At 32.7% G+C, this 17,798-nt stretch carries 15 protein-coding genes and 4 pseudogenes; 11 read left to right on the top strand and 8 right to left on the bottom strand.

What is annotated here, in order from left to right:
• Positions 1 to 294: 294 nt before the first annotated feature.
• From nusB to yidC, 3 genes are read right to left on the bottom strand one after another with little or no spacing between them, the layout of a single operon-like run.
• Entirely contained in the window at positions 295 to 777 is a 483-nt protein-coding gene (gene nusB / locus O1Q06_RS02610; protein WP_410542938.1) for a transcription antitermination factor NusB, read from the bottom strand.
• Positions 777 to 1,205 carry a 6,7-dimethyl-8-ribityllumazine synthase gene (locus O1Q06_RS02605; RefSeq protein ID WP_410542937.1) on the bottom strand — a complete coding sequence of 143 codons (429 nt, stop codon included), beginning with the start codon at positions 1,203 to 1,205 and terminating at the stop codon, positions 777 to 779. Before O1Q06_RS02605 ends, nusB begins: the two co-directional genes overlap by 1 nt.
• Positions 1,183 to 2,892 (bottom strand): membrane protein insertase YidC, encoded by a 1,710-nt coding sequence (yidC, locus tag O1Q06_RS02600; protein ID WP_410542936.1) that lies wholly within the window; start codon positions 2,890 to 2,892, stop codon positions 1,183 to 1,185. The genes O1Q06_RS02605 and yidC overlap by 23 nt, the downstream gene beginning before the upstream one ends.
• A 113-nt stretch (positions 2,893 to 3,005) precedes the next feature.
• On the opposite strand from yidC, the gene O1Q06_RS02595 reads away from it, so the two are divergent.
• Positions 3,006 to 3,530, top strand: coding sequence for a TIGR02281 family clan AA aspartic protease (locus tag O1Q06_RS02595; protein ID WP_410542935.1), 525 nt, complete (start codon positions 3,006 to 3,008; stop codon positions 3,528 to 3,530).
• 5 nt (positions 3,531 to 3,535) lie between these two features.
• On the opposite strand, the gene secF is transcribed toward O1Q06_RS02595, so the two are convergent.
• A complete protein-coding gene (secF, locus tag O1Q06_RS02590) occupies positions 3,536 to 4,411 on the bottom strand; it encodes a protein translocase subunit SecF (RefSeq protein ID WP_410542934.1) in 876 nt (291 codons plus the stop codon).
• Between the two features lie 157 nt (positions 4,412 to 4,568).
• Entirely contained in the window at positions 4,569 to 5,951 is a 1,383-nt protein-coding gene (gene dnaA, locus O1Q06_RS02585; protein ID WP_410542933.1) for a chromosomal replication initiator protein DnaA, read from the bottom strand.
• A gap of 326 nt (positions 5,952 to 6,277) precedes the next feature.
• On the opposite strand from dnaA, the gene O1Q06_RS02580 reads away from it, so the two are divergent.
• The 3 genes and pseudogenes from O1Q06_RS02580 to O1Q06_RS02570 all read left to right on the top strand — a co-directional run.
• Positions 6,278 to 7,015, top strand: coding sequence for a glutamine synthetase (locus O1Q06_RS02580; protein WP_410542932.1), 738 nt, complete (start codon positions 6,278 to 6,280; stop codon positions 7,013 to 7,015).
• Positions 7,016 to 7,235: 220 nt separating this feature from the next.
• A pseudogene (locus O1Q06_RS02575) lies at positions 7,236 to 8,104 on the top strand (IS982 family transposase).
• Between the two features lie 12 nt (positions 8,105 to 8,116).
• Positions 8,117 to 8,449 (top strand): annotated as a pseudogene (locus tag O1Q06_RS02570) (transposase); the annotation flags it as partial.
• 252 nt (positions 8,450 to 8,701) lie between these two features.
• Here O1Q06_RS02570 and O1Q06_RS02565 read toward each other — a convergent pair.
• A protein-coding gene (locus O1Q06_RS02565) for an IS630-like element ISWpi10 family transposase (RefSeq protein ID WP_410542931.1) occupies positions 8,702 to 9,704 on the bottom strand; the annotation gives its coding sequence in 2 pieces (ribosomal slippage) (positions 8,702 to 9,193 and positions 9,195 to 9,704; 1,002 coding nt in all).
• A gap of 94 nt (positions 9,705 to 9,798) precedes the next feature.
• On the opposite strand from O1Q06_RS02565, the gene O1Q06_RS02560 reads away from it, so the two are divergent.
• Complete coding sequence (locus O1Q06_RS02560) at positions 9,799 to 10,065, top strand: hypothetical protein (RefSeq protein ID WP_410543131.1); 267 nt, start codon at positions 9,799 to 9,801, stop codon at positions 10,063 to 10,065.
• Here O1Q06_RS02560 and O1Q06_RS02555 read toward each other — a convergent pair.
• A pseudogene (locus O1Q06_RS02555) lies at positions 10,028 to 10,237 on the bottom strand (transposase); the annotation flags it as partial. The gene O1Q06_RS02560 and the pseudogene O1Q06_RS02555 overlap by 38 nt on opposite strands.
• Before the next feature lie 11 nt (positions 10,238 to 10,248).
• A pseudogene (locus tag O1Q06_RS02550) lies at positions 10,249 to 10,894 on the bottom strand (IS630 family transposase); the annotation flags it as partial.
• Between the two features lie 148 nt (positions 10,895 to 11,042).
• Here O1Q06_RS02550 and O1Q06_RS02545 point away from each other — a divergent pair.
• The 6 genes from O1Q06_RS02545 (at position 11,043) to ubiA (ending at position 17,785) form a co-directional block, all read left to right on the top strand.
• The gene (locus O1Q06_RS02545) at positions 11,043 to 11,780 is read left to right on the top strand and encodes an efflux RND transporter permease subunit (protein ID WP_410542930.1); all 738 of its coding nucleotides are present in this window, start codon (positions 11,043 to 11,045) and stop codon (positions 11,778 to 11,780) included.
• 31 nt (positions 11,781 to 11,811) lie between these two features.
• Complete coding sequence (locus O1Q06_RS02540) at positions 11,812 to 12,564, top strand: efflux RND transporter permease subunit (RefSeq protein ID WP_410543138.1); 753 nt, start codon at positions 11,812 to 11,814, stop codon at positions 12,562 to 12,564.
• A gap of 87 nt (positions 12,565 to 12,651) precedes the next feature.
• A complete protein-coding gene (gene nusA / locus O1Q06_RS02535) occupies positions 12,652 to 14,205 on the top strand; it encodes a transcription termination factor NusA (RefSeq protein WP_410542929.1) in 1,554 nt (517 codons plus the stop codon).
• A 7-nt stretch (positions 14,206 to 14,212) separates the two neighbouring features.
• A complete protein-coding gene (infB, locus tag O1Q06_RS02530) occupies positions 14,213 to 16,534 on the top strand; it encodes a translation initiation factor IF-2 (protein WP_410542928.1) in 2,322 nt (773 codons plus the stop codon).
• Positions 16,535 to 16,543: 9 nt separating this feature from the next.
• Positions 16,544 to 16,894: a ribosome-binding factor A gene (locus O1Q06_RS02525; RefSeq protein WP_264374680.1), complete on the top strand. Its 351-nt coding sequence runs from the start codon at positions 16,544 to 16,546 to the stop codon at positions 16,892 to 16,894.
• Between the two features lie 3 nt (positions 16,895 to 16,897).
• Positions 16,898 to 17,785 (top strand): 4-hydroxybenzoate octaprenyltransferase, encoded by an 888-nt coding sequence (gene ubiA / locus O1Q06_RS02520; protein WP_410542927.1) that lies wholly within the window; start codon positions 16,898 to 16,900, stop codon positions 17,783 to 17,785.
• The last annotated feature ends 13 nt before the right edge of the window (positions 17,786 to 17,798 follow it).

Here is a 17,798-nt window from a genome sequence, read left to right as displayed (position 1 = left end):
TTAAATCACCAGAAGCTGAACAACGACAAGAGGAAGGAAGATCATTAAAAGATCAAGTATAAAAGAGGCAGACTAAATAAGTCTGCCCTTCACTTTTTAGTGTTAGGTTACTTAAGCTTATTATAGAAGCTGTCTCAAAGTATCCGTTCAGATGCATGACTAATGTGTAAATATCGAAGCAAAAGTGGTGTCATCCCAGTGCTTGACACTGGGATCCAGTTTTCTTTACCAAAAGTGTTTCATTCTATAACGCAAAATCCATACTTACCAAACCGAATACCTTACGAGAAGTTACTAAGGATTTTTATTTAGTCTGACTGCATCCTTTACCTTATCTAACAACCCATTAATAAAGCCAATTTTGTTTGGAGCATCAAGTAAATCAGATGCAATGTTAGTATATTCATTAATAACAATTGGTGCTGGTGTATCAAAATCAATTAACTCACATACCGCAATACGCAAAATAGATAAGCTTATAAGATTTAATCGTGAAAGTGACCAGCTTGGGTGTAAATAAGACTCTATTATTTTATCATATTCTTCACTGCTTTTTATAACCTTACATAACAAGTTTTCTAAGAACTGATGTTCAAATTCTTCACATCCAAATATATCTTTCAACGTACTTATGTAGTCCTTAAGCTCACAATTTTCCAATTTAAAAGTGCTTTTGTTGTAACTTACAAAAATATTTGAATAAGCAATTTGTACAGCAAGAAATCTTGCCGTACTTCTTTTTATGCGCCACTTTTTATCTACTGGTTTTTCCTCCATTATTTTAATTTATTGTGTAGATCTATCATATGCAAAACAGTTGAGGCTGCATGGCCACCAACGTTCTTTTTATTTTTGTCAGCTCTAATTAGTGCTTTATCTTTACTATCTGCTGTGATTATTCCCATACCAAGAGGTATTGCATGATGCATAACAATTGCATTTAAGCCTTCGATTACTCCTTTACAAACGTATTTATAATGATCAGTTTCACCACGAATTACACATCCAAGAGCTAAATAACCATCATAATTAGTATTCTTGCCTTTGACCGCAAAAAGAATTGCAGCTGGTACCTCAAACGTACCAGGCGCTTTAATTATCTCGTAACCAATATTATTTCCTTTGAATTTATCAGTTGCACCCTCAAGCAAAAGGTTTGCTATTTCAGTATAATAAACTGAATTAACTATTAGTATTTTCGACATTCATTCCTACTTTTCTTGTTAAAAGTAACTTTATTAATGATTGTTGAACCAGAGTTATAATATTACTAAATATCCAATATATTACCAGGCCGGCAGGAAAAGAAGAAAAAATAAAGACAGAAATGTAAGGTAAAAACTTCATAACATTTACTTGAATATCATCTTTACTGGTTTGATCGTTCTCACTTAGCTTCTGCTGAATTATCATGGTAGCGCCGAAAATTATAGGTAAAATGCCTATAGAAATAGGAAAGTTATAATTAAACAACCCAAATAATGTAAAAATGTTTGTTGGATCAGAAGCTGAAAGATCCTTAATCCATAAATAAAAAGGGGCGTGTCTCATCTCTATAGTAACAAATAATACTTTATACAGAGCAAAAAATACTGGTATTTGTATGAGCATAGGGAAAATGCTCGAAATTGGATTTACATTGTTTCTCTTGAACAACGCAATTGTCTCTTTGTGCTGCTTTAAGCTGTTATTTTTATACAACTCTTTTATACGAGTTAATTCAGGCTGCAGGCTTTTCACCTTGAACATCGAAATATATGATCTATTAGATAAGGGAAGCATCAAAAGTTTGATTACTAAAGTTAGCAATAATATTGCTAAGCCAAAATTTTTCAAAACAAAGTTAAAATATTCAAGCAGTAAAAACACCGGCTTGGTTATAAAATAAAGAACACCAAAATCTACAGCCTTATCAAACAAAGGTATATTGAGAGTGTCTTTATAAGAATCAAGTAAATTCAATTTCTTTGCCCCAGCAAAAAAGTAGTTCAGAGTAGAAGTACTTGTACCAGGGAGTATGTGTGTGTAAGGTCTAACAAAATCTGCTTGAAACTTATCAATGTTATTAACATTCGTGTGTTTAATGCTCACATTTATTTTATCTGATTTCTCAGGTATGATGGCTGTAAGCCAGTATTTATCAGCAAAACCAAACCAATTTTTTTCACTCGTGCTTGCCTTTATTAAACGCTTCTTAGAAATATCCTTATATGTCCACTCCTCTAGCTTATTGTTAAATGCACCTAGTACTCCTTCATGTGATATCCAATAGGATTCGTTAATATTATCACGCTTACGATTGATTTTACCATAGGGAACTAAAACTACATTATCTTTTGTATTGTTTTCAATAATTTGCTCAACTTTAAACATGTAGTTATCGTCAAGGCTAATTTTCATTCTAAATAAAATGCCATTTTCATTATCCCAAAATAAATTGACCTCTTTTTGATTGAGTTTATCTGCTTGCCACACTGTTTTAGAATCTGGAACTTTAATCTTTTCATTCGGATCGAGCCACCCAAATTCTGCGAAATATACATCTTTTGATTCTGCAGGTGACAGTAACACCACTTGTGGAGAAGAAGAACTCGGTTCTAAGTGGTAGTTAGTTAGGATTAAGTCATCAAACCTTGCACCTTTCAGAGAAATTGATCCTTCAAGCATGTTATTGGTTAAATTAACTCTCTGTTCTCTAGTAGACCTAATAATTTCAGAACGATTTTGGTATATCATAGGAGCAAGGTCGTTAGAAGATTCGATATGTTCAATATTTTCAATCGATGGTTGGCTTTGGCTCGTGTTAAGAAAATTATCATACATAATATGCCATAATACTATAATCAATATAGAAAGAATTGTTGCTAAAATTAAATTTTTTGCTTCTGACATGAAATTAAATCGAACATACCTCCTTAAAGTATATATTAAATATTGTACTAAAACAATAAAATTTACTTATTTTTAATAATAGCTTTTAACGCTAATCTTAAAAATTTACTCTTATGGCTTCAAATTTTAATAATATGAATGCAGCAAAAAATCTAGTTATTTGGCTACTGATAATAGTCATTACTGCAATGTTTATTGATTCACAAGGGGATAAACTAAGCAATAGGTTTCTGAGCACTTTTCTACCGTACAAAGGAAGGGTTCAAAATGGCGGAAGTATTGAATTTACAAAGTCATACGATGGACACTTTTATATTCAAGCTCAAGTCAATGATCGTACTATAACGTTTTTGCTTGATACCGGAGCAACTGATATTGTTCTATCGCAAAAAGATGCGTTACATGCTGGTATTAACTTACAAAACATTCAAGACTTTAAAATATATGAAACTGCAAAAGGTCAAATAAAAGCTGGTGTTGTTCACATCCCTCAAGTTAAAATAGGAAATTTTTTAATTAATGATGTACACGCTAGTGTTAATACTCACTCTATGTCCCATTCATTACTTGGTATGAGCTTTTTGAGATATTTTCATTTCACTATTAGGGATAATAAGCTAATATTATATCGTAGTTAAACGTCCTATACTCTACTTATGAACGCTCTGCAGGTCAATATAGGAGCAGAGATAAATATTGCGGAACAGGTGCCGATTGCAATGCCAAAAGAAATGATTAAGCAGAAGTCTCTGACGACACCTGTACAAATCAGCACTAAAGGAAGAGCAGCAAGAAGAGTAGTACCTGAAGTTAACATAGTACGAAATAGTGTAGAATTAATGCTAGCATCAACTATTTCATCCATTTCTACATCTTTTCTATTTTTTTTATACTCTCGAATCCGATCGTATATAACCACTGAATTATTGATTGAATAGCCAATCACGGTAAGTAGAGCTGCAACTGATGAAATATTAAACTCAATACTCGTTAAGCTGATAAAGCCAAGAGTTAAAATCACATCATGGATCAGTGCCATTATTCCACCAAGTCCACACTGCCAGTTAAATCTAAGCCAAACATAAAAAAATATTCCAATAATTGCAATTAATATGGCTGATATCCCTTCAAATATCTGCGTTGAGCCTATTTGTGGACCAACATAATCTATTTTACGATAAGTTACTAAATTACCTAATTTGCTTTCTAATATACTTTTAACCTTTTTAATTTTATCTTCATCTCCCTCATCTTTAAACCGCACAACTAAGTTATCACCAGCTTTTGAACTCTGTATCGTGAATCCACTCTCTTTTAATATACCGAGAATAGCATCATCCTTGCTTGAAGATTTTATCTCTATCAAAATTCCACCTGTAAAGTCTATACCCAAATTCATTCCACGCAGCATAAAAGTAAGCATTGAAAGAATGATAAGAATAACGCTAACAAGTGCTGTCAAATTTCTATATTTACTAAATCTTATATCAAGATTATCTGGAATAAGTCTAATTGCCATATTTCCTACTTAAATTGTGATTTTATATACTTTTTAAGCAATCGACTAGCTATTTTCTCTTAGCTTATACTAATAATGATCTTTGATTTACTTAATCTACTTGAAAAAGATATTTGATCAAAAAAATGAAAACAGCCTGGTTGTCATTAATAAAGTGCTACTTAAACATCTTTTTTAATCGATTGATTTCATCAGCAAATTTTGGGTCAGTTCTTATGAAATTTTCCACTTGTTTGACTGCGTGTATAACAGTAGCATGATCTCTACCACCAAAATTTCTTCCAATATCTGGTAAACTTTTTTGCGTAAACTTCTTTGCGAAATACATAGCTATTTGTCTCGGCCTCGCAAGACTGCGGAGCCTTCTATTAGATTGCATATCTGCAATCTTTATATTGAAAAATTCAGCTATTTTTTTCTGTATTTCTTCTATTGTGATTGACCTATGATTTGACCTAAGAAGATCAATTAGGGTCTCACTAGCTGATTCTACTGTCATGCTTCTTCCAATTAAAGAGGTATGAGCAACCTTATTTAATGCTCCTTCTAGTTCTCTTATATTGGATTTTATATTCCTTGCCAAAAATTCTAGGACATCCTTTGGAACATACATATTCATTCGTTCCACTTTCGCCTGCAATATACCAAGTCTTAATTCAAAAGTTGTTTCATTAATATCTGCAACTAATCCCCAACCAAGTCGTGATTTTATTCTTTCTTCTACTCCATCAAGATCACTAGGAGACCTATCAGCTGATATAACCAATTGTTTATTTTGATCTATCAATGCATTGAAAGTGTGAAAAAATTCTTCTTGTGTACTATCTTTACCACTGATAAATTGCACATCATCTACCATCAATACATCTACTGATCTAAATTGCTCTTTAAATAACATAATATCTTTGCTCCGCAGCGCCGTAATATATTGATACATAAATTTCTCTGCTGATAAATATACCACTTTTCTTTTTGCTGACGGAGAATTGACTATGTCCCAAGCTATAGCATGCATTAAATGTGTTTTACCAAGTCCCACTCCACCATATAGAAATAAAGGGTTGCTTCCTGATATTGGATCTATAGATTCCGCTACACGCTTTGCCGCTGTAAATGCTAACTCATTTGACTTTCCTACCACAAAATTATCAAAAGTGAATCTGGTATCTAGTGGTGAACCAAGATTATGATTATTTTCCTCTCTATTTTTTAGTACCGTATTAGAATTTGAATTGCTTTCTTCAATTAATTGAATATCAATAGAACATACACTTTGATCTTCGCTTTGCCATAATGACAATATTTTTTCCATGTAGTGAACTGTAATCCACTCCTTTATAAATCTTGTTGGTACAGACAACAAAACTTCTCCATTTCTGTTGCTGATAAATCTTAGTGAACTCAGCCAGCTGTTATATGTTGCCTCTCCATAGAGATTATGGAGATAATTTTGGATTTTTTCCCAAGTAACATTGTGGTCCGTTACTGTAATAATCTGATCAAAAAACATAGTAGAAACCTTAGGGTTAGTTAAGTTCATATACCACACCAAGAAAGAACAATAATCAGAAAGATGCAAGATAATCAATAGCTTACTGTAAGATAAAAAGCTAACACTACTTAATACATACCTAAAATTATGAGGATTTTTTGATAAGTTGTAAAGAGTATAAAAGTACTAAAATTGATCATTTTTTTGAAATAAAAACAATCAATTTGTAAATGTCGCTTGTACCGAGGATTAGAAGTATGTTATTAAAAAATAGTAATATATTATGTATAAATAAGATATTAAATTTACTGATAAATAAGTAAAGTACTTGTATAAATATAGCTTATTTAGTATAAATTTATTGAAGTAAATTTGTGATTATATTAAGTAATTTGAGTCATAATACTGTATTCGGTATTGAACTGGAGTTTTACACTGAGGGAATAAAAAAAGAATATTTATTTCTGAATAGCATCAAAAATAAAATAGCTTCTCTTGGATTTTTTTGTGAGAAAGAGAGTTCTTTAAACCAATATGAAATAAAAAGTGACTGTTATACGAGCTCTGATAATTTAATTATGCATTTTGAGTTGGCAAAACAATTACTGATTGGAACAGCACAAGAGTTCGATGGTAATGTTTCTTTTAAAGCAAAACCTTATTTGGATAGAGCAGGCAGCGCACTAAATGTACATGTTAGCCTCATGGATTCAAATAATAATAACTTATTTTATGGCAAGAAGCAAAAATATAGTGAACACCTGATTCACAGCATAGGTGGATTATGTGCAATGATGAAAAAACATATGTTGTTTTTTGCTCCAAATGATGATTCATATTTAAGATTTCAGTACCCAGATATTCATACTCCAACGACGATTAGTTGGGGAGTGAATAACAGAACTGCTGCAATAAGAATCCCCTATTTTGGCAACGATTCCAAAAGATGCCGCCTAGAGCACCGCGTTCCTGGAGCAGATTGTAACCTTGAAAAAGTACTTACAGCAATAATTGAAGGTATAGTTTTTGGTATAGAGAACAAAATTGCTCCGCCAGATAGAGTGTATGGGATTGCATCTGATCCTCAATATAAGATGGAGAGTTTGATATAGCAACTACCTGTTAAACCCTAACCCATTAAACTCCTTTGAGGTAATTGGCCATTCTAGCACTTTCCTCACATCATTATTTACATTCCCATACCGTAATAGCAAGTCTGCAGCAGATAGTTTCTGCGTACTTTTAACGCTAATTCTGGATTAAAAAGAGAATAGAAAAGTCAGGAGAGTAGGGTAAACTCAACAAATAGAAAAAAAATAGATGAGGTTACCCATGGAAGATATAACAAAACTGTTTTGTCTGGTCGATGATTTTTGCAGAGATATAGAGAAAAATTTTGCAGATAAACTACTGCCAAACGGTAAAAAACCCACAAGAGTGCCAGAAATTACACATTCGGAAATTATCACAATAATCCTCCTGTATCAGCAATCTCCCTGTGAAAATTTTAAGGCTTTCTACCTGCATTACCTAACATTGCTCTACAAACAGAGTTTTCGAAGTTGCCTTCATACACTAGGTTTGTTGCTCTAAAGCCCAGGGTTTTGTGGCATTTAGCCATGCTATTACAGTGCCTTTGCGGATGGTCAGAACTTACTGGAATCTCATACATAGATACAACTCCTATTGCAGTTTGCCATGCAAAAAGAATATCAAGAAATAAGGTTTTTGCTGGAATTGCAAAATTAAGCAAGAGTACATATGGCTGGTTTTTCGGCTTTAAACTACATTTGATAATTAACGAGAAAGGTGAAATTCAAGCTTTTACGCTTACAAGAGGTAATGTTGACGATAGAGAGCCTGTAGCAAACCTAACTAAGAAATTAACCGGTCTTTTGTTTGGTGATAAAGGCTATATTAAAAAAGAGCTTTTCCAAGAGTTGTTTAACCGCGGTTTGAAACTTGTTACCAAGGTGAAAAAGGGGATGAAAAACGCATTAATTTCACTACATGAAAAGATTTTGCTGAGAAAAAGGTCGATCATTGAGACGATTTTTGGCTACCTCAAAAATAGACTTGAAATTGAACATACTCGCCATAGATCTCCCGTTAATTTCTTGGTTCACATCTTTTCTACTCTCATTTCCTATTCCTTGAAATCCAAAAAGCCTTCCATTTCCTATACTTTCTTCCTTCCTTAATCCAGAATTAGCGTTTATACTCTCAAAGAAGCTCTAAAACAAGGTAAACCTGAGATTTTTAATAGTGATCAAGGGATGCAGTTTACTAGCTACAACTTTATTATGGAATTAGAGCGTGCTAATATTAAAATCAGTATGGACCATAAAGGACGTTGCTTCGACAATATATTTGTTGAGCGCTTATGGAGAACTTTAAAGCAAGAAGCTATATATTATTATAGACCAAATAGTATCAGAGATTTGAATCTTATAATAAACGATTTTGTTGCTTGGTATAACTATAGAAGGCGACATCAGACTCTACATTATAAAGTTCCTGCTGATCTCTATTATCACAAACAGTAAATGAATATATTCATAAATACTTTAAATATGTGTCGACGTATTTATCAACATATTCATTTTAAAAATCGGATCACTTTGAAAAAAATGGTCTAGACAAATGGGTGCATTATAATGTATAACAATGTTACAAAAAATAATATCATAGAATTCAGTAGGATAATTCCTAGAAACCCCCTACATACTAAAAAAAGCAAAATGCTGTTAAAATGAGCTTAAGAATAAATAGCAAACATCTAATACCAAATTACATTACTAATCGAACAAATAAGAAACATTACAAACTCGTTTAATAGTAGCACTGGAAATACTGACAATAAAACTACACAGAACATCTTCAAGTAAGCCTATGGTATCGTAGACTCTGTTGCGTAAAGTATTGTGTTTGATATATTGCCACAACCTCTCAACAGGATTCAGTTCTGGTGAATAAGGAGGCAAGTATATAATGGTAATGTTTTTCTGAATTTTCAAACTTTTTGATCTATGCCAGCCTGCACAATCCATTACAAGAAAGGCTTTTTTCGTGCCTAAATCTTTCGACATCTGCTCCAGAAATATATTCATACAATCAGTGTTTACATATGGAGCAAGTAGGCTAATTTTCTTACCACTTCTTGGATTTACCGCACTGTAGATATAGAAATTTTGTCTACCAATTTTCATTTTAACCTGCGTTCTGACCCCTTTTTTAAACCATCCGTGTCCGATTTTTGAATGAGTTCCAAATCGTGATTCATCAAAAAAATACCTCCTTTTCAGGGTGGGAATTGACTATTTTATTGAAGTATTTTTTAAACTCTTCTTGCTTGTTTTTATCTTGTTTATGGTGAATTGGCCTCGGTGTTATATAAGAAAACTTCATCCTTTGTATCTCACGATGCACTGTTGATTTGCTAATGTTTAGGCCAAATTCCTCTGAGATTTTTATTTGCACTTCCTTAATAGTAATATTTGGATTTCTTTCTACCCATATTTCAATTTGCTCACGTTGATTTTTGTTTAATTTGCTTTTTCTTCGCCGCTGAGAAGGGGAAAATAATTTTTCTACTCTACCAAATTTTAGATGCTTTATCCATTCAGTCAAAGCAGTCCTTAAAATTTTACATATTCTTGCCACAGCGCTTATACTACTTTCTTTTCCTGCTATCACCGCTTGTAACTTTTTTGAAACATATGCGTTATTTCTGACCTTTTTTAACATTTCTTTCGCCAAATTTACAACTTTTTCGTCTAACAGTTTTGACCTTAATGCCATTTATACCTCTCTATTTTATCTACTCTAGTATCACTTCTTTCCCATTATTGTCTATCTGTTCTTTATATAGTGGGAATTGGTATCAGTTCATGATATGTTCTATCCAGTTTTATCATCAACATTGACTAAATTAGCAGTGTTTTTCCCTCTGTTACTCTGGCCCGATACAATCGGTAAATTTATGCAGTGCATACCAATTACAATAATTCTAACTTTAACTGGATTGCTAATTATGGCTTTGGTTTTTATACCAACACTTGGTGCAATATTTGGTAAACCTTCAATAACTTCAAAAAAAGAAATAATAATACCAATTCTCATTATTAATGAACCAAATAAGAAGCATAGCAGAGTTGTTTAACCGTGGAAGGGGAAAGAGAGGTAATAAATTTACACAAAGCGCATTCAAGCAGAACAATTGTATCGTAGATTTTATTGCGTAAAATGTTCTGTTTTATATATAACCAAAACCTCTCAACAGGATTGAGTTCAGGTGAGTATGGTGGTAGGTATATAATTTCGATATTTTTAGGTGCCTTCCATTTCTGGGATTAACTGCACTATAGAGATAAAAATTTTCCCTACCTAATTTTACCTTAACCTGTGTCCTACTGCCTTTTTTAAACCACCCATGTCCAACTTTCGAATGTGTACCAAACCGTGATTCATCGAAGAAAAATAGCTCTTTTTCAGAATGCATGACAATAGTTTCATTGAGTTTTTTTTTTAAACTCCTCTTGCTTGTTTTTATCTTGTCCACTATGAACTGGTCTTGGTGTGATATATGAGAATTTCATTCTTTGCATATTACGATGTATTGCGGATTTGCTGATATTCAAACCAAATCTTTCTTGGATTCTTATTCTCATTTCTCTAATAGTAATATTGGGGTTTTCCTCTATCCACAACTCAATTCGTTCAAGTTGACTTTGGTTCAATATAGTTTTTCTACGGCGTTGAGGTGGAGCAAATAATTTTTCTTCTCTTCCAAATTTTATGTGCTTTATCCATGTAGTAATTGCCTTTCTCGAAATGCAACATATTTTTGCTACAGCTGTTATACTGTGCTTTTTTGCTGCAATTACAGCATTTAGTTTTTTTGCAACATACGCATTATTTCTTACTCTCTTCAGCATCTCTTTTGCTGATTTCACCACTTTTTCATCCAATAATTTTGATCTTAATGCCATCTAAACCTCGCTATTTTACTTACTTCAGTATGGCTTTTTTCCATTATTTTCTATTCGTTGCTTGTATAGCGGGAATTGGTATAAGAATGAGTGCTATAGAAAGTGGTGAGGTAAAAATACTGGGCTTATAATAAGAACTTATGTACGTATGCTAGAGAAAGTCTTAGATCGCCCCAAAAAATTTGTACGTGTTGTTGTATTTGTTTTATTTTTGTCTAGTATATTATATTTTACTTTTGGTCCTGGATTAAAGTTCTTTCCGAATGTAGATTCAGATAACATTTTAATCAGCGTTAAAGTAAAAGAAAGCTTATCAGCCAAAGAACGAGATTTGATACTTAAGAAAGTAGAAGAACGTATTTTGGGTGTTGAAAAAGAAATTTATGTTTTTTATGCTCGATCAGGAAAATTTTCAGACAACGTTATTGCCAAAATTCAATTGGAACTTGTAGATTGGCGCTGCAGGCGCAAAGCTAAGCAAATACTAAATGATATAAGGAGCAGTGTGCAAAACATAAAAGGAGTAATAATTGATGCACACGAACAAAAGTCAGGACCATCAGCTGACAAGCCAATACAAATTAACTTAAGCGGAAGTGCATCCAACTTGAATTCAGTAGCAGAGAAAATCCTAAAAATTATGGACCAACCTTCATCTGGATTTATAAATATTCAAGATAGTAGATCAGCACCTGAAATAGAGTGGAATATGAGTATTGATAAGAGTAAGGCTACAAGCTCTGGAATAAGTGTTGCAACCATCGGTGATTTTATAAAGATGGCTACAAATGGAGTATTAATTGGAAAATATAGACCAAATAACGCAGATGAAGAAATTGATATTGTACTACGCTTTCCCAGAAAGAATCGCAACATGAAACTATAGATAACCTTTTTATTAATACAGCAAATGGACCATATTCTATGAGTGGCATAGTGCAATACGTTCCCGAAAAAAAGCAAATAAAATAAGTAGGATTGATGGATCACGCACAGTAATAATCTCTGCTGACGTTGATACTGGCTATCTTGTTGATGAAAGAGTTAAGTTCATTCAAAATTCGATTACTCAAGACTGTAGTAAAGGAGTAAAGATTGATTTCAAAGGTGACAAGGAAGATCAACAAAAATCAGGAGCATTTTTATTAAAGGCTTTTATATTAGCAATTACATTGATGATATTGGTGCTAGTGGCACAGTTTAACAACATATACTATACATTTATCGTAATGACAGCAGTGTTTTTATCAACAACATGTGTATTTTTCATTTTCTTTCTTATTCAGAAAGTTTTTGTAGTTGTCATGTGTGGAGTGGGGCTAATTGCTTTAGCAGGAATTATAGTGTATAATAATATACTATTGCTTGATGCCTTTCATCAGCAAATTAAGGTGCGCAAAAATAACATTAAGCAATGTATAATAAACGCTTCAATTTCTCGCATAAGGCCAATACTACTTACCGTTGCAACTACAGTTCTTGGTTTAATACCGATGATTACTAGGTTAAATATCAGTTTTTTTACGCTACAAATCACATATGATGCTCCATCAAGCCAGTGGTGGGTTGATATTTCAGCAACCATAGCAAGTGGAATATTAGCTGCAACGGTCTTAACTTTATTCTTTACTCCGGCATTGCTTATCATACAAAGACATGAAAAAACTTGACTTAAACTAGCAATCATTTAACATTTAAGATAGCGTTCTTTACCTGTTGAAGCTATAATTATAACTAATTAGATTGGATTTATTTATATGATTGCTAATCATAAAAGCAGTGTTAAGCAGAAAAACAACAAGAATAACATAGTTGGAAGCCTTGATGTAATAAAAACAGCGGGAGAGCTCTCACTTCAAAAAGGTTTGGATTTTAATATTATAATAAATGCACTTAAAAGTGCTATCGAAGCAGTAGCTCAACAAAAGTATGGTAGCAAAAGTAAAATTGTAGTTAATATAGATAAAAACACAGGCAAAGTTACCTCATATAGACAATTAAAAGTCATTAATGATGAATCAAATGAAAATGAGTGTGACTTAATTAAGTTGACACAAGCTAAGTTAATAAAAGAAGATGCAAAAGTTGGAGATACTATTAGTGAGTTGATTTCTCTTAACACTGATCTTGTTTCAGCAAGAATTGCCCAGCAAAAGATTTCTGAAATAATCAAAAATGAAGAGTTAAAAAAGCAATATGAGGAATTTAAAGATAAGGTAGGAGAAATGAGGTATGGCATCGTTAAACAAGTAGAATATTCAGATCTTATTATAGACATAAACGGAATTGGAGCATACCTCCCTTTACGAAACTTAATTGGTGGTGAGTCATTTCGTGAAGGCGATAAGGTTAAAGCTTACATACAGGCTGTTAAGCGCTCTGACGATGGACGTCAAATCATTCTTTCTAGGACTCATGAAGGCTTTTTAGAAGCATTGTTGAATCAAGAAGTACCAGAAGTTGCTGACGGATTGATAACAATTAAGGGTATAGCTAGAGACGCTGGTTCAAGATCTAAAATTGCTGTTTTTTCATCTGATAAGAATATCGATCCAGTAGGTGCTTGCGTTGGAGTTAAAGGAGATAGAATAAAAACTATTATACACGAATTAAACGGTGAAAAAATCGACGTCATACATTACTCATCAGATTTGGGTCAATTTGTTATTAAAGCCATTACTCCTGCAGAAGTATCAAAGGTCATTATTGACGAAAATGAAAATTGTATAGAGTTAATAGTTGCTGAAGATCAATTGAGTTTAGCTATAGGAAAAAAGGGTCAGAATGTAAGATTAGCTTCAGAGCTTGTTGGATGGAAAATTGAGATATTAAGCACTCAGCAAGAATCAGAAAGAAGAAATAAAGAATTTAGTCAATGTTCAGTTTTATTTGCTGAAGCTTTAAACTTAGAAGAGATTATGGGCCAATTATTGGTAACAGAAGGTTTTTCAAGTGTAGAAGATATATCTAACACTTCAATTAAGGAACTTGCTTCAATGGAGGGCTTCAATGAAGATATTGCAAATGAACTTCATAATAGAGCAAATAATTACCTGAAAGCAGAGAATGATAGAAAAATAGAAGAGCTAAAAAATTTAGGTATGGAAGACGATGTAATCAACTTAGCCTTATCAATAGATAATAAAATTACTCTTAGTAAACATAATATTAAAACTTTAGAGGACATAGCAGATTTATCAAATTATGAGTTTTGTAGCATACTCTCTTCCTCAACTAATAATAAAGACAATCTAAAAGATACAGCAGATTTAATAATCATAGAAGCACGTAAAAAGCTTGGATTAATATAAAAACAATATGAATAATGAAGATATCAGTAATAAAAAATTAACCCTACAAGGCTTAAGCAAGCTTAAATTAGACATTAATTTAAACTCTTTAGATAGTCAAAGTACTGGTACTACAATAGTAAAAAAAAGAAGAAAAATTCATTCTGCAGAAGAATATAGTTTATTTGACGAGAGTAAATTAGGCTCTTTAACTGAAAAAGAACAAATTTCCCGCATTAATGCTGTACAGAATGCTACTTTGCTGAAAGAAAGGAATCAGAGAGAACAAGAAGAGAAAATAAAAAAAGAAGAAAGCAATCAAGAAGTTGAAGATAAAAATGAATCACACTCTGTACCTAAAGAAATAAATAAGGAAGTTTTAAGTAATACTAACTCAGTTGAACAAAAAGAAGATAGTATTGAATATGAGAACAATGATAAAAAGTCTTTTAAAGCTAGCAAAGATATATACTCTAAGTATTCTAAGCTAGTAATTACACAGGCAATAGATGAAAGAAATGAATACCTCCCTGTATTTAAGCAAAAATTTGGTATAAGAAGCAAACAATCAAAGTTTACTAAGGGTAAAAATATATCAAGAGAAGTTGTTATATCAGACAAAATAACTATCAGGGAGTTATCTATTCGTATGGCAGAAGATAGCAAGAGTGTGCTAAAAATGCTCAAAGAAGAAGTTGGGGAGAGCTACAGAGTAGATGATCTAGTAGATCCAGATATAGCATGCGAAATAGCAAAAAAATTTAGTCATACGGCTAAACGAGTAAGTGATGCTGATAAAGAAAAGAATTTACTCTTCATAAGCAACAGAGAAAACTTACCTAAAAGACCAAAACCACCTATCGTTACTTTTATGGGACATGTGGATCATGGTAAAACATCATTGCTTGATGCATTTCGTGAATCCAATGTTGCAGAAAGAGAGTCAGGTGGCATCACTCAACATATAGGTGCTTATCAATTAACGACAGAAAATAAGCAAAAAATTACTTTCATTGATACACCAGGGCATGAGGCATTTACTGCAATGCGTGCACGTGGTGCCAATATTACTAATATAGTTGTGATAGTAGTTGCAGCTGATGATGGAATCATGAAACAAACAGTTGAAGCAATAAACCATGCAAAAGCAGCAAATGTCTCTATTATAGTTGCCATTAATAAAATTGATAAATCACAACCTGGCGATGTAGAAAGAATAATTAATAGTTTGCCTCAGTATGACCTCATCCCCGAAGAACTTGGTGGTGATGTTATAATTGTGCCAGTATCAGCAAAAAAGAAAATCAACTTAGATAAACTAGAAGAGGCAATTTTATTAATTGCTGAATTAATGACGCTAGAAGGAATAGAGGATTGTCGGGCACTTGGATGGGTGATAGAATCGAAAATAGATAAAGCTAAAGGAATATCAGCTACATTAATAGTTGAAGAAGGAACATTAAAGATTGGTGACATATTGATAGTTGGTACAACATACAGCAAAGTACGCAGTATGATTAATCACCTTGGTCAAAGAGAAAAAGCGGCACTACCTTCTACTCCAGTTGAAGTTACTGGTTTAAATGGTGTACCAAATGCTGGAGATAAATTTGTTGTTGTAAACTCTGAAAGGCAGGCTCGTGAAATTGTTGAATACAGGTTAGAATTAATCAGGAAAAAGAAAGAAGATTTAGACGACAATAATTTAGATATATTCAGTCGTAATGATAGTGAAACAGAAGAACTATCTGTAGTTTTAAAGTGCGATGTCACTGGTTCTATTGAAGCAATATCAAGCTCAATTGATAAGCTTGGTAAAGATCAAGTGAAATTAAATATTCTACACAAAGCAGTAGGAGGAGTAACAGATTCAGATGTGCTGCTTGCAGAAGCATCAAGCGCAGTAATTTTAGCTTTTAATGTAAAAGTGGATTCAAAAATCAGAGAATTAGCAAAACAAAGAGGTATAGAAATACATACTTACAATATAATATATGAGCTTATTGAAGACATGAGGATGTATCTAACTAAAATGTTAAAGCCTGTTACACGAGAGGTTCGTGTTGGTTCTGCATCTGTAAGGCAAATATTTAATGCATCCAAAGCCGGTAATATAATCGGATGTTATGTCACTGATGGAGTTATAAAAAAAGATTCTTTAATTAAGGTAGTACGTGGCAGCAAATTGGTGCATGAAGGAAAGTTAAAAGCACTACGTAGATTTAAAGATGATGTTAAAGAAGTGGGTGTAAATTTTGAATGCGGAATATCGCTAGAGGGTAATATCGATATTAAAGTTGGAGACATTTTGGAAGCTTATCAATTAGTGCAAGAAGAAAGGAAATTATAGTAGCTGGATATGAAAAAGGAAATTAGAAACCTAAAAGTAGCATCGGTATTACATAGGGCAATATCAAAAGTCTTAATGGAAAGTAATGTTCTTAATGAAAAAGTAGTAGTATCTGATGTAAAGCTAAGCAAAGATTTGAAGAAAGCAGATGTATATATTGTGTTATCTTCATTGAACATCCAAAATGATAATGATGATATCAGCACTGTTGTTAATGAAATGAACCAATCTGCATGGTCAATACGTAAATCTATATTGTGTTATGTTGATTTGCGATTTATACCTGAGTTAGTTTTTAAGCCTGATTTAGCATTCGATAATTTTGTCAATGTAAGCAAAATATTGCATAATCACACTTAATTAATGTATTTCAACCATTATTTCTCATTAATGAGAATACACAGTTTAACAGGTTTATGGCTTGTGCTATTTTCTAGCTTAAGCGGCATCCTTTTAGCCTCAACTTCTCTATCGTATCAGGCTCTTTTTCTCCTTGTTTTGTTTACTATAGGTGCATTTTTAATGAGACCCGCAGGGTGCATAATCAATGATATCTTCGATAGAGAAATAGATGCGCACGTTGAACGAACAAAATATAGGCCACTTGCAAGTGGTGCATTAAACATAAAGCAGGCTTTGGCTTTACTTTCACTGTTACTGTCTATTGCCCTGTTAATCTTATTATTAACCAATAAAACTACTCTTATACTTGGAATAATTTCAATGTGCATGATAGTTATCTACCCCTTGCTAAAGCGTTACGTTTGGTGGCCACAATTGTTTTTAGGGTTTACTTTCAACATGGGATCACTCATGGGTTCAGCAGCAATAACAAACCAGATTAGCATAGAATCCTTGCTATTTTATATAGGATGCGTCTTTTGGACGCTTAGTTATGATACTATATACGCTCATCAAGATAAAAAAGATGATGAGAAATTAGGAATGAAATCTACTGCATTATATTTTGGCAATACAACAAAATCTTGGTTGAAAAGATTTTATTTAATATCCTTAATGGCATGGTTGTATGCTGGTATACTATCATCATTAAATAACATCTTTTATATTGCTTTACTTGCCATAGGCTTCATATTTCACCACCAACACAAAAATTTCAATCCAGACGATTCTAATCAATGCATGTCCATATTTAAAAATAATTACCAGATAGGACTCCTGCTCTTTTTCGGTATCCTTTTAGATAGAATTGTAAATTCTACTTTTGTATCCGTTCAGATGCATGGCTAATGTGTAAATATCG

This window comes from Wolbachia endosymbiont of Tetranychus urticae, from assembly GCF_046529255.1.
Lineage (GTDB): Bacteria > Pseudomonadota > Alphaproteobacteria > Rickettsiales > Anaplasmataceae > Wolbachia.
Note: the sequence above shows the minus strand (reverse complement) of the source record. Positions and strands in the feature narration are given on the sequence as shown.

Bases quoted from the DNA above. Each gene is read 5' to 3' on its own strand.
- O1Q06_RS02605 (WP_410542937.1), bottom strand. From the start codon at position 1,205: ATGTCGAAAATACTAATAGTTAATTCAGTTTATTATACTGAAATAGCA.
- yidC (WP_410542936.1), bottom strand. From the start codon at position 2,892: ATGTCAGAAGCAAAAAATTTAATTTTAGCAACAATTCTTTCTATATTG.
- O1Q06_RS02595 (WP_410542935.1), top strand. From the start codon at position 3,006: ATGGCTTCAAATTTTAATAATATGAATGCAGCAAAAAATCTAGTTATT.
- infB (WP_410542928.1), top strand. From the start codon at position 14,213: ATGAATAATGAAGATATCAGTAATAAAAAATTAACCCTACAAGGCTTA.
- O1Q06_RS02545 (WP_410542930.1), top strand. From the start codon at position 11,043: ATGCTAGAGAAAGTCTTAGATCGCCCCAAAAAATTTGTACGTGTTGTT.
- ubiA (WP_410542927.1), top strand. From the start codon at position 16,898: ATGTATTTCAACCATTATTTCTCATTAATGAGAATACACAGTTTAACA.
- O1Q06_RS02525 (WP_264374680.1), top strand. From the start codon at position 16,544: ATGAAAAAGGAAATTAGAAACCTAAAAGTAGCATCGGTATTACATAGG.
- secF (WP_410542934.1), bottom strand. From the start codon at position 4,411: ATGGCAATTAGACTTATTCCAGATAATCTTGATATAAGATTTAGTAAA.
- nusB (WP_410542938.1), bottom strand. From the start codon at position 777: ATGGAGGAAAAACCAGTAGATAAAAAGTGGCGCATAAAAAGAAGTACG.
- O1Q06_RS02560 (WP_410543131.1), top strand. From the start codon at position 9,799: ATGTTCTATCCAGTTTTATCATCAACATTGACTAAATTAGCAGTGTTT.
- dnaA (WP_410542933.1), bottom strand. From the start codon at position 5,951: ATGAACTTAACTAACCCTAAGGTTTCTACTATGTTTTTTGATCAGATT.
- nusA (WP_410542929.1), top strand. From the start codon at position 12,652: ATGATTGCTAATCATAAAAGCAGTGTTAAGCAGAAAAACAACAAGAAT.